Below are 15,338 nucleotides of genomic sequence, written 5' to 3' on the forward strand. Positions count from 1 at the left end.
AATAGCAAGCCTTGCAATTTTTTATGGGGACTCCATTTATCTAAACATGAGCCACGAATATCTAAACATGAGCCACGAACTTGACTTTACAAGTCTGGTTAACGAGGAAAGGATATATATGAGTAATAGCCAACATACCCCCAAAAAAGACGACCTTGAGCAAGAAAATATTGATCAAGAGAACGTCGAACAAGAAAGCGTTGAAACAGAAGCCACTGAGCAAGAAAATGCTGGCTCTGAAATGTCGGCTGATCTAATAAAAGACGCAAAACCGGAAGACGATTCAGACACCACGTCAGCTGATGAGGTAGACAGCTATCTGCCCCTACTCGCGCTAAGAGACGTCGTTGTTTACCCGCATATGCAGATCGCATTGTTCGTAGGACGTGCGCCTTCAGTCAAAGCGGTTGAGCTGGCACAGGCTGAGTATGGCAATAAAGTACTGGTCGTCGCCCAAAAAGACTCACTGACCGAAGATATTGATCACAATAACTTATATCAATATGGCACCGTTTGCCGCATTGTTAGCACTATGCCGCATGACAGCGATGAGAATTGCATTAAAGTGCTTATCGAAGGTCAATACCGCGCGCGTGTCGATACCCTAGAAGAGCATGATGAGCTACTGATGGCGAGCTTTGAGCGTGCTGATATCAGCGTTGAAATGAACGACAGCCAACAAAAAAACACCATGAAAGCGCTAACCAGCTTATTTGAAAGTTATGCCGAAGCCCGTCTACGTAATGCACGTGAGCTAACTCGCGTGGCTAACCGTATCGATGATTTGCTTGAGCTGGTATATTTTATATCGACCCGTGTGTCAATGGATCTTGATATCAAACAATCATTTTTAGAAAATGATGATCTAAAAAACCACATCAATACGCTGACAGAATATCTGGTTAAACAAAGTGCTGAACAGAATATCGAACAAGATATTCAAGATGCTGTTCGTCAGCAAATGGAAGACAATCAGCGCGAGTACTTCTTAAATGAGAAGCTGAAAGCTATTAAAAACGAGCTGTCAGATATGAATGACGGCGCGTTTGATAGTGACGACGATGTTGGCGAGCTTGAGCAACGTCTTGAAGAAGCGGATTTGCCAGACGATGTGCGCAAAAAAGCAGAGCAAGAGTTTAAAAAGCTTAAAATGATGCCGCCAGCTTCGTCTGAGTCTTCAGTAGTACGCAACTATATTGAATGGATTTTAGATACGCCGTGGAATGCGACCACTAAAGTATCGATTAATTTAGAGAAAGCCAAAACCACCTTAGATGAAGATCACTACGGCTTACAAGATGTGAAAGATCGCATCTTAGAGTACTTAGCCGTACAATCACGAGTGAAAAAACTTCGTGGCCCGATTCTATGTCTGGTCGGTCCTCCAGGTGTTGGTAAAACTTCGCTTGGTGAGTCAATTGCTCGCGCAACCGGTCGTAAGTTTGTACGTATGGCGCTTGGCGGCGTCCGTGATGAAGCAGAAATCCGTGGTCATCGCCGTACTTATATCGGTGCTATGCCCGGTAAAATTGTTCAGTCGCTCGCCAAAGCAGAAGTCAAAAACCCGCTATTCTTATTAGATGAAGTCGATAAAATGGCGCAAGACTTCCGCGGTGATCCAGCATCAGCCTTGCTAGAAGTATTAGATCCCTCACAAAATGACAAGTTTAATGATCATTATTTAGATATGGACTTAGATCTATCACAAGTGATGTTTATCTGTACCGCTAACAGCATGGACATTCCACCAGCGCTCCTTGACCGGATGGAAGTTATTCGTCTGCCGGGTTATACCGAAGAAGAAAAGGTCAATATTGCCCATAAATATTTAGTGCCAAAAGCCATCAAGCAAAACGGTCTTAAAGAAGGCGAGATTGAGATTGTTGAGGCAGCACTACACAGTATCGTGCGTAGCTATACGCGTGAAGCAGGCGTACGTAACCTTGAACGTGAAGTCAATAAAATCTGTCGTAAGATCGTTCGCGGCTCAGTCGAAGCTCATGGTGCACGTGCACCGAAAAAAGATGAGCGTAAGCTAGTAACGGTTGATGATACAAACATTGACGACTATCTTGGCGTACATCAGTATGACTATGGTCTGGCGGAAGAAGAACCCGAGATTGGTAGAATTACTGGTCTAGCATGGACTCAGGTTGGTGGCGAGCTACTCACTATCGAAGCTGTTGCCATGAAAGGTAAGGGTGAACTTAGCTTTACTGGCTCGCTTGGCGATGTGATGAAAGAATCTATTCGCGCTGCCATGAGTGTGGTTCGTGCTCGCGGTGACAGCTTAGGTATTGACTATGAAACGGTCAAAACTACCGACATTCACGTGCATATGCCGGAAGGCGCAACGCCAAAAGATGGTCCCTCGGCTGGTGGTGCACTAACGACCGCGCTGGTATCTGCCTTGACCGGTATTGCCATTCGTCCAGATATCGCGATGACTGGTGAGATTACCTTACGCGGTAAAATACTACGCATCGGTGGTCTTAAAGAGAAGTTATTGGCAGCGCATCGCGGCGGTATCAAGCATGTCTTGATTCCAGCCAGTAATGAGCGCGATCTAGTCGATATCCCTGATAACGTTAAAGCAGGTCTGACCATTCAACCAGTAGCAACGATTGATGAGATTTTAAAAGTCGCATTGGTAAGTATGCCAACGCCGCTTAAACCTGCTAAAGTTACTGTAGATACTACTTCTAAAAAGGCTTTGCATAACTAAGGTTATAAATAAGATCAATACTGATAGATAACTTATATGAAAAAGACCGCAATATTAATTGCGGTCTTTTTTTGTTTATTATTTGAGTTATTCACTAGGCTGTTTGAATAGTTTTTAATGCCATAAATATACTCTGCTTTAAACTACTTAATAGTTACGGTCATATAGTAAGGCTTTGGCTCGTTACTCTCACGCGCTTGATTATGTGGCTGTAATACTCGAATGGTATGTTCGCCTGTTTTATCAAGCGTGACCGTCTCAGTGCTTAAATCTGATGAATTGCTGCCGTAAAACACAGGGTTACGAACAGTTACCTAAAATATAACCAATTCTAATCATTTATATCTATAATAAGTAAATTAAAAAACAATAAAGAGATAGGGTTATGGGAAAACTGGTTAGTATTGGGGAGGCGGCCAAGCATTTTGGGGTTGCTCAATCGACATTAAGACGTTGGGATGAAGATGGTACGTTAGTCGCCAAAAGAACCGAAAATGGTCACAGACGTTATGATTTAAATGAAGTAAGACCACACCCTTTAAATACACCACCAAAATTAGACCGAAAAACCATTGCTTATGCTCGTGTTTCAAGTCGTGACCAAAAAGATGACTTGCAGCGCCAAGCGCAGGTTTTGGAACTTTATTGTGCCAAACAAGGTTGGCGTTTCGAGACAATCACCGATTTTGGTAGTGGTATGAACTATAAGAAGAAAGGCTTAAAAACCCTGCTTGACGACATTCTTGACAACAAAGTCGAGCGACTGGTAATCACCCACAAAGACAGACTTTTACGCTTTGGTGCTGAATTGGTGTTTATGCTATGTGAGGCGCGTGATGTTAAGGTGGTCATTATCAATCAAGGCGAGGAACTTAGTTTTGAGCAAGAATTAGCCCAAGATGTATTAGAGATTATCACTGTATTTTCAGCGAGGCTCTACGGTTCTCGCAGCAAGAAAAATCAAAAACTAATAGAGGCGGTTAAACAAGTATTATGATCCGTGGTCATATCATCGAACTCAAACCAAACAACGTACAGGCGAACCATTTTGCCCGTGCTTGCGGTGTGGCGCGGAAAGCTTACAACTGGGCCTTGCATGAGTGGCAACGTCAATATAGAGAGGACAAGGCCTACCGTGACGCCTGTTTATTGGCTGGTATTGAGATTGATTCCAAAAATCTAAACAGACCCTCACAAGCCAAGCTCAGACGCGAATTGAACGCCATTAAACGTGAGCTATTCCCGTGGATGACGGAAGTGACAAAATGTGCCCCGCAAGCCGCAATCATGCAACTGGGCGATGCTTATAACAACTTTTTTAAAGGGCTGGCTGAATACCCCGTCACGCGCAAGCGTGGTAAAGACGATAGATTCAGTCTCTCTAACGACCAATTTGCCATTAAAGGTAAATCCATTCGCATCCCTAATTTAGGCTGGGTGCGCATGAAAGAGGCTTTACGGTTTGACGGTAAAATAATGGCGGCCACCATCTCTAAGCGCGGCGGGAAATGGTTTGTCAGCGTTGCAGTTGATTTAGACCACAGGGTTAAAAAGATTATCAAGACAGGTAAAAGCGTTGGTATCGACCTTGGTATTACCGATTTATTAGTTTTATCAGACGGCACCAAAATTAAAGCACCTAAGCCCTTAGCTAAATATTTAAGCAAATTAAGAACACTCAATAAAAACCTGAGTCGCACTAAAAAAGGCAGTAAAAACAGAGAAAAGGCGAAAACCAAGCTCTCTCGTTTGCATTATAAGATCAGAGGTATCAGGCAGGATTCGTTGCACAAAATAACCTCTAGCTTGGTCAGAGAGTTTGATGTGATTGCGATTGAAAGTCTTAATGTCAAAGGCATGGTTAAAAATAGAAAACTGTCACGCGCCATTAGTGATTTGGGTTTCTTTGAATTTAAGCGTCAGCTTATCTATAAAGCCAATGAGCAAGGCAAGGTTGTGAAGTCAGTCGGTCGTTTTTACCCAAGCTCAAAGACTTGCTCAAACTGCAATCACATCCTTGGCAAAGATGAATTAACACTAAAGATGCGCGAATGGACGTGTCCTGAGTGTCAGTCCAAACATGACCGCGATCTCAACGCCAGTATCAATATTTTAAATAACGCGACTGTTATTTTAACAGTCGCATAACCCCGCTCATTGGTCGGTGAGTTCCATCGCCAATTAAAAAAGTCTGTGGAGTCGTAGTCAGTCTAAGTCTCAAACGAGAGGTAGCGCATGGCATTGAAGCAGAAAGAAAATTTTAAATCTAGCTAGTTAGATATATTTAGTGAGATTTGAGTAATATTTTTGGAACGGTATAAGTCGCTACTATCGACGATTGTAGCACTCACCTTTTGGCCTTTTTTAGCATAAAACTGGTACTCGCAGTATTTACTGCCTCACTATAGTCAGTACCAAATAAAGTAGATACACACATGGTTTCGTATAACTGGCAGAAATTTTTCTAGCTTGCTGTGTGACTGCGTCACTCCAGAGGCTTCGAAAATTTCTCCCAGCCATACTTTGTTCGTTTTAAAGTGGATCAACTATATTACTCACTCAACCACCTTGTTTCGTCATTTCAACTTAGAGAATTGTTAAAGCCCTCTCTTTATATGTTATCAATGGCTTACATATATTAACGCTTTGTTGCGCATCTAATGAATATCTAAGCTCAATGCTTAGCTATACTAATTGCGAGTTTGATAAAAGTTATAACAAGTCTATATATAACTACAGCTAAGAAGTTTAAATAAAAACGTTAAATATAATTGGAGATAATGATGAAAAAGATTATGCTTGCGAGCGCCCTAGTATGTGGTTCTGCTTTAGCAATAGCTGGTTGCCAAAGTACAATAGGTCAGCTGAAAACGGGCAACCCATTAAGCCAGCCAGCGCTAAAATCGACGCTTGAAACCACAGATAAAGATCAGCGTGAAGTCGGTCAGCTTTATCTGCGCCCCGTCGATGGCGGTGTCCAAGTCTATGGCAAGCTTATGAATATGCAGCCAGGTAAAACAGTCGCACTGCACATCCATGAAACGGGTAGCTGCGCCGACATGGGTAAGGCGGCAGGTGGTCATTTTAATCCAGACAATAACCCACACTCAAACCCTGGCGATATGAATGGTCATGCGGGTGACTTACCGAACTTAACAGCGAATGAAGATGGTGTTGCTACTATCAATTACGTGAACAAGCAAATCTCTGCTGCTGAAGCCGGTAAATACAGCGTCAATCGTCTTGCCTTTATCGTTCATGCTGGTGCAGATGATTATACCAGTCAACCATCGGGCGCATCCGGTGATCGTATTGCTTGCGGTATCATCGAGAAGAACTAATAACCTTTAAGCCTAAGTCTTATTAAAAAACATAAAAAAACCTCTTAGATTTAAGAGGTTTTTTTATTTGGTAACGATATTGCGTTTAGAATATTAAAGATAAAAACCGAGTCTTAAAAAACTCAGTTTTGAAAAACTAAGACTATTCTTCTACCCACTCGCCCTTACGCCAATAAACGCCCCAACGCGAGGCTTTGCCGTTTTTCTCAGAGCCGATATATTGCTCTTTTTTCTTACGTGACCAGCGTAGGATAGTTGGGTTACCATCAGGATCTTCGTCCGGTCCTTCAAACAGATATTGGAACTTGTCTTCCATCTGATCTTTGATAGCTCGCATCTCAGCCAGTTTTGGAGCGCGCGTTTCGCGTACTTTAGGGAACTTAGACGCTGCTAAGAACATGCCAGCAGCCCCTTCACGCAAGATAAAATAATCCTCATGCTTGACTGATTTTAGATCTGGCATGTGGATGGGATCCATACGTGGCGGTGCAGCCTCACCCGTTTTGAGCACCTTGCGAGTATTGTCACATTTCTGGCAAGCAAAATAAGGGCCAAAGCGTCCGGTCTTCAGCTCCATCTGGCCATCACACTTATTACAGTCGATAGTCGGCGCGTCTGAGCCAGGAACTTCAAACTTACCTTCTTCTAAAATATAGCCATCACAATCAGGATTGTTACCGCAGATATGTAGTTTGAGGCCCCCATCGACGATATAACCATCCATTGCGGTACCGCATTTCGGGCAGCGCTTTTTCTCCATCAAGTCTTTGACTTCAGCCGCTTCGTCATCACCTTCTGAGTCATCAAGATTGGCAAAGGCTTCGACTGGCATTAAGTTCTTGGTGCCTTTACAGCGCTCTTTAGGCGGTAAATTGTAGCCGGTACAGCCTAAGAATACGCCAGTAGAACCAGTACGCAACTGCATCGGACGATCGCACAGATCACAGTGTACATCCGGTACATCAGTTGGATCATTGGCTCGCATGCCGTCTTTGTCTTTAGCGTGATCAAGCTTGAGCTTAAAGTCGCCATAGAAGTTATCTAAGACATCTTTCCAATCTTGCTCACCAGATGCCACATAATCCAGCTTATCTTCAAGAGCAGCAGTAAAGGTATAATCCATCAAGTCTGGAAAGCTTGCCGTCAGTCTATCGGTGACAATATCACCCATTTTTTCAGCGAATAAGCGTTTATTCTCCAGCTTCACATAACCACGATCTTGAATGGTTGAGATAATAGAGGCATAAGTGGATGGACGACCAATGCCTTTTTTCTCCATCTCTTTAACCAAGCTAGCTTCGGTATAGCGCGGAGCTGGCTTGGTAAAGTGTTGGCTAGGATCAAGCTGGTCTAAAATCAGCTCATCGCCTTTTTTAACATCCGGTAATAACGTATCATCCGTTTTTGCCGGTGCTTGTACCTTAGTATAACCATCAAAGGTCATGGTACGACCGCGTGCTTTTAGCTCAACGTCACCCGCCTCTACGAATAGATTAACCGATAGATACTTTGCGGGTGGCATCTGACAAGCGACAAATTGACGCCAAATTAGCTCATAAAGACGGATGGCATCACGCTCTACCCCTTTAAGTTGAGTAGATTTCATATTGACATTAGAGGGACGAATCGCTTCATGCGCCTCTTGCGCGTTTTGTTTGTTACCATAGAAGTTTGACTTTTCTGGCACATATTTAGTACCAAAACTGTCTTCCAGATAACCGCGAACCGCAGCTAGGGCATCACCTGACAAGAAGGTCGAATCAGTACGCATATAAGTGATATGACCCGCTTCATATAGACGCTGCGCTAAAATCATGGTTTTTTTCACTGAAAATCCCAAGCGCGTACTGGCTGCTTGTTGCAATGTCGAGGTAATAAATGGCGCACTTGGTTTTGATTGAGTCGGCTTTTCTTCGCGCTCTTTAACCAGATAGTTTGAAGAATTTAGGACTTCTAGTACTTTATCCGTTTGTTCTTTATTAACAAGCTTAAGTGTTTTGCCGCCTTGCTTGGTTGCCTCTAAGCGAATACCGATTTGCTCAGCATCTTTTGCACTATCTGCTATATGAGTATCCGCAAAAATCTGCCAATATTCTTCGGGGATAAAGGCACGGATTTCGTGTTCTCGTTCAACCACCAACCGCATGGCAACCGACTGTACCCGACCTGCAGACAGACCACGGGCCACCTTTTGCCATAACAACGGCGACACCATAAAACCAACCACCCGATCCAAAAAGCGGCGTGCTTGCTGAGCATTTACGCGGTCAATATCAAGCTTTGACGGTTGTTTAAAGGCACTTTGAATGGCAGACTTAGTAATCTCATTAAATACTACTCGCTCGTACTTACTATCCGGACCGCCGATCACTTCTTTGAGGTGCCATGCGATCGCTTCCCCTTCTCTATCCATATCCGTTGCCAGATAAATTTTATCAGCGTCTTTGGCTAGAGCCTTTAGCTCTTTAATGACCTTAGTTTTGTTCGGTAGCACTTCATAGACTGCCGCCCAATTATGTTCAGGATCAACGCCCATACGTCGTACCAGTGCTTGCTGGGTTTTTTCTTCTTTGGTTAAGCTCTCATCTTTTTTAGTGGTGGCAGGCTTCTTAGCACCTTTGCTCGCACCCACCGGTAAGTCTCGTACATGTCCAATACTGGAGCGTACGATAAAATCATCACCAAGGTATTTGTTGATTGTTTTTGCCTTGGCAGGTGATTCGACAATCACCAAAGACTTACCTTTGGAGCCTTTGACAGCAGGGTCAGCGGGAGTTGAGCTTTTTTTACTTGTGGTTTTTGCCATGTGTGACGACACCATAATAAATGGATTAAATTCGAATAAGGAGTTAACAGCGTAGCGATTTATTTTAACTGAGCGTCTTATTGCCGCTAAGCGAGTTGCTTTAAAGGCACTTACTAATAAAAGTGGTCATAAAATATACGATAAGCAGAAAATAGGGGTAAACTTGTAAAGACGTTACACTGCTAAGAGTTGAGCTGTCAACTGTAAAAATTAAGCGATAGTGCAAAATCAGTTAAACATCGTGCGCGATTCACCCATTAAAATAAGCTAAAAAGACGCTTAGCACCCTTATGGCAAGTACCTTTATGCTTAGTGCTTATATTAAAGATCTTGATTTAACATTTTATTTAACTCAATACCAGTATTTAATTTAGCAGTGCTACGAGAACTGGCCTGCATTTGTAGCGCCCACTGCTCCATCTGCGTTTTGAGTGCCAACAAGTCCGGTTCAATCTCAGCAGACTTATAATATGGATTGGTCAATGGACGCACATAAGCAATATCTTCCCAATAAACCACAATACTATTGGCCTTAATTAATAAGGCTTTTACAGATGGTTCAATTGATGCCGGTAGTGCCAAGGGTACTTTATCCAGATTAAAACTAGCAGGCGAGATTGTGGTGTTGGCATTAGCCTTAGTGGTAACACTCGTAACGCTTGTAGCATCATTATCTGGTCGCCATTCTCCATCAATCACTCGATAGCGAGTATAAGGCAGCTGTACATTGTCCAGTACGAGTCCATATTGACCCAGCATCCCGCGACCGTATTCGTTGTCTTTACCTCTGACCCAATCCGGGCAGGCAACCAGCTTCGGATTCAGCTGTAGACGACGCGCGGTCATACGCAGCTTGTCCAAACGCTGATCGATACCGCTAGGTTTGAGCGCCATCATACTCCCTAATACGAATAGTACAATGGCAATGGCAATCCATACACCCATGACAATCTGGCCTTGTAGCTGAATTAAAAAATGATAAAGCATACTCATAATGAGCACGAATGATTATAAATCAAGCTGATCGGCTTGAAAGAGAGCAAACCAGCCAGTAGTATATTTACTATTTATGATTTTATATCAACAACTTAGCGTAGGATAAAATAAAAATAATAACAAGTTGTAAAAAATAGCTGACATAAAAAAGTGCTATGATAAACCATAAATTTTAAACGCGCGCAGGTTTATTATGTCTTATCTTCCGAAATTGAACGCCATGTCCTCCTCTTCAGCCTTTAAATCCACTTCTGCTTTATCAGTAATGGCAGCAGCGCTATTTATGTTATCGGGCTGTGCAACGACTCAAAGTCTAACACCGCAGCAATGTCAGGCCAGCAATTGGCAAGAGGTCGGCTATGCAGACGGGATACGAGGGAGTTCAGGGGCTTACTTTGGTCACTATATTAATAGTTGCGCTAGCGTGGTCGGCGCTACCCCCAATCGCATCCAGTGGGAACAAGGTCGCCAGCAAGGCCTCAAAAACTATTGTACCGAGCTCAATGCTTATAAACTTGGCCGTGAAGGCTATGATTGGCAGCCTGTCTGTCCCCTTGAGGGTATTGATAAATTAGAAGAAGCCTATTCACAAGGGCGCTACTATTATATCCGCCAACGCGATCTCGATAGCTTACGCTCACCCTATTATTCTCCATATCCTTTTGGCTACGGGAATGGGCGCCTTGGTTACGGTTATCGCCCCTTTGGTTATGGGTGGTAAAAGCTTGAATTAGAATAAAGAAAACCTTGCAAGATAGGCCTTGCGAGGCTGGAGGTAAGTTTTATTATTTTATTTATTTTTCTTATTATCTTGGTTATTTTTCTATTAATAGCAGGGTTATTTTATGTGGCTAGCTTATTATTATAATTGGCTCAATTATTTCAGCTGGCTTGTTTATATGAAGAATTATTCATTTACGAAGGCAATTTTACTCAGTCCTGCCTGACTGGCAGCAGCCAATACTTGCGCCACCGTATCGTATTTACTTTCTTTGTCCGCACGCAGCTGAATAGCAGGGTCTTTGCCACTCGCACTCTGTTGTTGCAGCCGCACATCTAGCTCCTCTATGCTAATAGCATCACTATCCCAAAAGATACCGGCATCTTTATCAATGCTGATTTGAATCACTTCTGGTGGCTGCTCGTTGACTACCGCACTGGTTCTGGGCAAATCTAAAGGTACGGTTGGATTCAAGACAGTCGCGGTCAATAAAAAGATAATCATCAATACCAGCATTACATCGATAAGCGGAATGAGGTTCATCTCATTCATACTTTGCGCGTCATCATCACCTAATTGAAATGCCATTGTTATCCTTAATACTTGTAGTTATTCTCAATACGATTAGCAATATTACTGTACACGTTACGCTCTACAGTATGTTTACACGGCGATATAATCATCACTGTGTGGCGACTCTATAATGCAGTGTCATCACAAATTGATACCACAAATTGTCATCACAAATTGATACCACTCACTCTTCTTTCTATCATGACCGCTACAAGTTGGCTGAACGCTGATAACTGTCTGCTTGCTGAGTTTGCTTTTGATCTGGGTTATAACCCGTTTCTGATCGTGTCTGTACGTTGGTTGTTTCATCAACGGAGCTGTTAATGGATGTGTGAGCGGCTGTTTTAGCGGATGACAGCTCGGCAGATTGTGCCAATAAGTCATGCGCTCTATCGTTCGCTTGGTACATCACGCGGCGGTTGATACGTACCGCAAGGTTATAAAACACCACGGCTGGTATAGCGACCGCAATACCCAAACCTGTCATAATCAGCGCCTCACCAACCGGTCCTGCCACTTGTCCCAATCCGGCTTGCCCGCTCATTCCGATATTATGTAGCGCATGGAAGATGCCCCATACCGTACCGAATAACCCAATAAACGGCGCAATAGCAGCAGTCGTGCCTAAGATAGGCAGTCCGCGCTCACTGGCATAACGATAACGTCCGATATATTTTAACAATACTTGCTCGGTGACCAAACGACGGCTCGCAGCGTCGGTATTAGCCAGTTCAGGACGCTTCGCTTGAATCTGCTGACTCAAATCATCGGCAACACTGATTGCTAGTTTGCGACTTTGAAATACGCGAGTGATGCCTGTTACCCAAGATAGGATGGATAAAACCAACAATAAGAAAAATAGGCTTTTGGTCACCATGTCGCTATATTGCCAGTAGTTTGCAAAGTCCACGTCAGACTCCTTAATGTTTTATTTTATTGAGTAATTCATATTAACTAATGCTGCTGGGATTACCGCATTCGGCCTTATCTTGAAAATATTATAAATGGCCATTTTTTATAAATAATTGGCTTTTAAAGTACTGCATAGTCGATGGGCAAGGTCACATTACCTACGACTGGTACGCCATTTTTCATAAATGGTTTAAACCTACCAGAACGTACTTGCCGCTGCGCCTCTCTATCTAGTGTGGCATTACCAGAAGACTGTGCCACACTGACGCTATCAATACCGCCTTGTTTATTGACTCTTAATAGCAATACCACGTTAAAAATATCGCCCGATCTAGCACCGCGTTTAGCGCGATCAGGAAAGCTAAAGTTAGGTGAGGACGCCCAACTGGCATTATTAGCAGTGAAATTTACCGGCGTGTTGTTTGCAGCGGTGGCGGCTTCTGCTTCTTTCGCCGCCTTTGACTCAGCATCAGCTTTGAGCTTTTGGGCGGCTTTGGCATTTGCTACTGCTTGCGCCGCGCGTGCTGCCTTAGCATCCTCTGCCGCTTGAGCATCTCGCATAGCTTTAACATGGGCTTGTTGTGCCGCCTTTTCCGCTTGTGCTGCCAACATTTTACGTTCATTAGTGTCAATTAGGTCATCTGCTTGAATAGTCGACATTGACTGCTGCCGTTTTATCTCATGTCTAAAAGGTTCATTGTTACCAGCTTTAGGTGTGTCAGGTTGCGTCTTAGTTTTGGTCTTTATAGTTTTTGTGGCTGGTTTTATTGGTACTGATTTTTCTGGTGTTGATTTTGCTAATGCTTTGATAGGTGGCTTAGGCTTTACTTTAGGCTGAGCTGTTTTGATTATTTGAGGGCTTGCTTGAGGCTTTAATTCGGGCTCAGTGGCAGATTTTGGCTGAGGTTTAAGCGCTTCTGTAGGCGCCATTTCCTCTGCTTCTATCTCAGACTCTTCAATCCCAGCAGGCAGTTTTACCAGCTGAATCTCGATGGGCAGTGTGGTTTCGATCGGCTTGACGACCGGTTCAGGCGTACTTGCCATCGTCAGCGCCACTGCCGCAAGCACATGTAACGCCACAACCGCGCCAATCGCAGTCAGTGTCAATTTAAAAGGCGGTGCGTTAAAATTCGTTGAGCCCATAACACCCTAATAGCTAACCTAATTCAAAGTGGCTTGATATTAATACAAACGATAACGATTATCAATACTAATTAATTTTTTATTGTTATTGCCCCACTCTCAACTCCGATAAGTATTGAAAAAAGAAGAGCATCTTCAGTTTGAGCTGCTTGTTTCAAGTTGGGAGTGGGGTAAATATCTGTAACTGTTTATTATCATAAATTAATCACGCCTCAAGCGTGATTTGGACTGGTCGTAGATAAGCGCGTCGTTGTGGACTTATGACAACATTATTCAAGTCCACAGCCGCGTAAGATAAAAGGCACTAAGAAGTCAGCAGCACGCGCTTCGTCTTGTTTATCGTAAGCGTCTTTTTCTAAGAGACCGACGATTTCAGTTTCAAATTCAGCATAGCGCTGGGTCGTTGCCCAAATTAGAATCAGTAGTTGCAAGGGGTCAGCAATTCCAATTTTGCCTTGCTCATGCCATATTTTCATCACTTGCGCCTTATCAAGCGCCCACTCTTTCATAGTCGTTGACATAAAGTCGTGCAAATGTGGTGCGCCGCCAATAACTTCAACCGCAAAAAGCTTATGACGGTTGGGATGGGCAAAGGCTTGATGTAGCTTAGTCCGGACAAACTTTTCAATGACCGTTTTGGGATCACTGTCCACGGTCATGGTAATTAAGCCTTCATTCCACTCCTGAATAATAGAACGCAGCACGACTTTATATAGGTTCTTTTTATTTTTAAAGTAATAATGGATATTGGCTTTTGGTAAGCCTGCCCGATCAGCAATACCCTGCATGGTGGCACCGCGATAGCTTTTCAGCACGAACTCTTCTTCAGCAGCGGTCAAAATAAGCGCCTGATTATGAGCGCGAATATCTTGTTGAGTGCGATGTGTTGGTAATTCAGAGCTAGACAAGTCAATTTTTTTCTTGTTTTGAATTATAGCAGTCATAATTTAAGCCCTTGGGCAAGTGTGGTAAAAAATACGCTATATTCTAATTGTAGTCCGCCTACTATAAAACCATTACGTCTGTAGCCTCGCAAACTGCACTGTGGCATGGCTTACGCTTGACCGCCTTGTAAGAGTAGTATTCTAGTTTGACTATAAAAATTGTAATAAATACAGCTTTTTATGGAACATAGCGCGACAAATGGAAAGTTTTTGTATAGTATAGTTGACCAAATAGTCAAGTTTTAGCACAATAGACAATATAAACCAAATACGATTTAATTAATATCACTTTAGCATGTGATTTGTTAGGTCACTGTTTCAGTATTCTCTTTAATCGCACGCGTTCCATTCAATCGATAATGCTTAGCCATCATAGCTGTTTCATTATAATAGTGGCCACAATATTGAAATAAAGAGCATTGGAATAAAGGGCATCAGCTATTAAAGTTTAAGCTCAATGCAAAGTGCTAGTAAAAAGTGCCAGTAAAAAATATAGCCAAACGAAATATTAGATAAAATGGATATTATTATAACGTCATTGCCTGATAATCTCTAATGGTCAAAATCGGGCTTTTACCACAAAAGAAAAGGATGTCATCGTGAGCTTAACTTTACAGCAATTCAACGAACTTACTCAAGGTGATGCAAGCTCACAACTACTAACCTGTTGCACTAGTACCAGCTGGGCACATAAGCTGGTCAGCGCCCGTCCCTTTGTGGATATGAATATACTACTAACAAGTAGTGATGAAGCATGGGATGAGGTACAAACAAGTGAGGCGGATCTACTAGAAGCCTTTGATGGCCATCCACAAATCGGTAATGTGGACTCTCTAAAAGAGAAGTATCGCAATACTCAAGATAGCGCGGCCCATGAACAGTCAGGTGCAAACCACGCTGAAGAGCAAGTACTTGAAGACCTAGCGCAAAGCAATCAAGATTATTTAGACAAGTTTGGTTTTATTTTCATTGTCTTTGCAACTGGCAAGAGCGCGCAGCAAATGCTTGATTTATTGCTGGCACGTCTGCCGAATGACCGTAAGGCTGAGCTTGCCAATGCCGCCACCGAGCAAAATAAAATCACTCGTTTACGTTTAAATAAACTATTTGGCCAAGCTTAAATTAAAGCATCGCTAGCCATTTATTTTAGTTACTCATCTTAGCTACTTACTTTAAT

12 protein-coding genes are annotated in these 15,338 nt (G+C 43.0%); 6 read left to right on the forward strand and 6 right to left on the reverse strand.

The genetic code is table 11. The annotated features are described in order from the left end of the window. Positions 1-241: 241 nt before the first annotated feature. The 4 genes from lon to U1P77_RS07440 all read left to right on the forward strand — a co-directional run bounded on the left by lon (position 242) and on the right by U1P77_RS07440 (position 6,066). Positions 242-2,725: an endopeptidase La gene (gene lon, locus U1P77_RS07425; protein WP_414479075.1), complete on the forward strand. Its 2,484-nt coding sequence runs from the start codon at positions 242-244 to the stop codon at positions 2,723-2,725. Positions 2,726-3,110: 385 nt separating this feature from the next. Continuing rightward, positions 3,111-3,722, forward strand: a complete 612-nt coding sequence (locus U1P77_RS07430) for an IS607 family transposase (protein WP_321154409.1) — start codon at positions 3,111-3,113, stop codon at positions 3,720-3,722. Then, positions 3,719-4,873: an RNA-guided endonuclease InsQ/TnpB family protein gene (locus U1P77_RS07435; RefSeq protein ID WP_321154353.1), complete on the forward strand. Its 1,155-nt coding sequence runs from the start codon at positions 3,719-3,721 to the stop codon at positions 4,871-4,873. Before U1P77_RS07430 ends, U1P77_RS07435 begins: the two co-directional genes overlap by 4 nt. Before the next feature lie 635 nt (positions 4,874-5,508). After that, the gene (locus U1P77_RS07440; RefSeq protein WP_321154410.1) at positions 5,509-6,066 is read left to right on the forward strand and encodes a superoxide dismutase family protein; all 558 of its coding nucleotides are present in this window, start codon (positions 5,509-5,511) and stop codon (positions 6,064-6,066) included. Between the two features lie 142 nt (positions 6,067-6,208). Here U1P77_RS07440 and topA read toward each other — a convergent pair whose 3' ends face one another. Then, positions 6,209-8,872 (reverse strand): type I DNA topoisomerase, encoded by a 2,664-nt coding sequence (gene topA, locus U1P77_RS07445; protein ID WP_321154411.1) that lies wholly within the window; start codon positions 8,870-8,872, stop codon positions 6,209-6,211. A 321-nt stretch (positions 8,873-9,193) separates the two neighbouring features. Continuing rightward, entirely contained in the window at positions 9,194-9,817 is a 624-nt protein-coding gene (locus tag U1P77_RS07450) for a hypothetical protein (RefSeq protein ID WP_414479076.1), read from the reverse strand. A gap of 244 nt (positions 9,818-10,061) precedes the next feature. Between U1P77_RS07450 and U1P77_RS07455 the strand changes: the two genes are divergently transcribed. Next, positions 10,062-10,589, forward strand: coding sequence for a DUF2799 domain-containing protein (locus tag U1P77_RS07455; RefSeq protein ID WP_321154413.1), 528 nt, complete (start codon positions 10,062-10,064; stop codon positions 10,587-10,589). 186 nt (positions 10,590-10,775) lie between these two features. On the opposite strand, the gene U1P77_RS07460 is transcribed toward U1P77_RS07455, so the two are convergent. From U1P77_RS07460 to U1P77_RS07475, 4 genes are all read right to left on the reverse strand, one after another. Further along, on the reverse strand, positions 10,776-11,177 hold the full coding sequence (locus U1P77_RS07460; RefSeq protein WP_321154414.1) for an ExbD/TolR family protein: 402 nt from the start codon (positions 11,175-11,177) through the stop codon (positions 10,776-10,778). Positions 11,178-11,370: 193 nt separating this feature from the next. Continuing rightward, complete coding sequence (locus tag U1P77_RS07465; protein ID WP_321154415.1) at positions 11,371-12,072, reverse strand: MotA/TolQ/ExbB proton channel family protein; 702 nt, start codon at positions 12,070-12,072, stop codon at positions 11,371-11,373. 122 nt (positions 12,073-12,194) lie between these two features. Further along, positions 12,195-13,217 carry an energy transducer TonB gene (locus U1P77_RS07470; RefSeq protein ID WP_321154416.1) on the reverse strand — a complete coding sequence of 341 codons (1,023 nt, stop codon included), beginning with the start codon at positions 13,215-13,217 and terminating at the stop codon, positions 12,195-12,197. A gap of 269 nt (positions 13,218-13,486) precedes the next feature. Then, positions 13,487-14,161 carry a TetR/AcrR family transcriptional regulator gene (locus U1P77_RS07475; RefSeq protein WP_321154417.1) on the reverse strand — a complete coding sequence of 225 codons (675 nt, stop codon included), beginning with the start codon at positions 14,159-14,161 and terminating at the stop codon, positions 13,487-13,489. A gap of 599 nt (positions 14,162-14,760) precedes the next feature. Between U1P77_RS07475 and uraD the strand changes: the two genes are divergently transcribed. Continuing rightward, positions 14,761-15,282, forward strand: coding sequence for a 2-oxo-4-hydroxy-4-carboxy-5-ureidoimidazoline decarboxylase (uraD, locus tag U1P77_RS07480; RefSeq protein WP_321154418.1), 522 nt, complete (start codon positions 14,761-14,763; stop codon positions 15,280-15,282). Positions 15,283-15,338 lie beyond the last annotated feature (56 nt).

It is taken from the genome of Psychrobacter sp. LV10R520-6 (genome assembly GCF_900182925.1).
GTDB lineage: Bacteria > Pseudomonadota > Gammaproteobacteria > Pseudomonadales > Moraxellaceae > Psychrobacter.

Coding starts and splice junctions, on each gene's coding strand:
- topA (WP_321154411.1), bottom strand. CDS start 8,872: ATGGCAAAAACCACAAGTAAAAAAAGCTCAACTCCCGCTGACCCTGCT.
- U1P77_RS07470 (WP_321154416.1), bottom strand. CDS start 13,217: ATGGGCTCAACGAATTTTAACGCACCGCCTTTTAAATTGACACTGACT.
- U1P77_RS07440 (WP_321154410.1), top strand. CDS start 5,509: ATGAAAAAGATTATGCTTGCGAGCGCCCTAGTATGTGGTTCTGCTTTA.
- U1P77_RS07450 (WP_414479076.1), bottom strand. CDS start 9,817: ATGGGTGTATGGATTGCCATTGCCATTGTACTATTCGTATTAGGGAGT.
- U1P77_RS07460 (WP_321154414.1), bottom strand. CDS start 11,177: ATGGCATTTCAATTAGGTGATGATGACGCGCAAAGTATGAATGAGATG.
- U1P77_RS07475 (WP_321154417.1), bottom strand. CDS start 14,161: ATGACTGCTATAATTCAAAACAAGAAAAAAATTGACTTGTCTAGCTCT.
- U1P77_RS07430 (WP_321154409.1), top strand. CDS start 3,111: ATGGGAAAACTGGTTAGTATTGGGGAGGCGGCCAAGCATTTTGGGGTT.
- lon (WP_414479075.1), top strand. CDS start 242: ATGTCGGCTGATCTAATAAAAGACGCAAAACCGGAAGACGATTCAGAC.
- U1P77_RS07455 (WP_321154413.1), top strand. CDS start 10,062: ATGTCTTATCTTCCGAAATTGAACGCCATGTCCTCCTCTTCAGCCTTT.
- U1P77_RS07435 (WP_321154353.1), top strand. CDS start 3,719: ATGATCCGTGGTCATATCATCGAACTCAAACCAAACAACGTACAGGCG.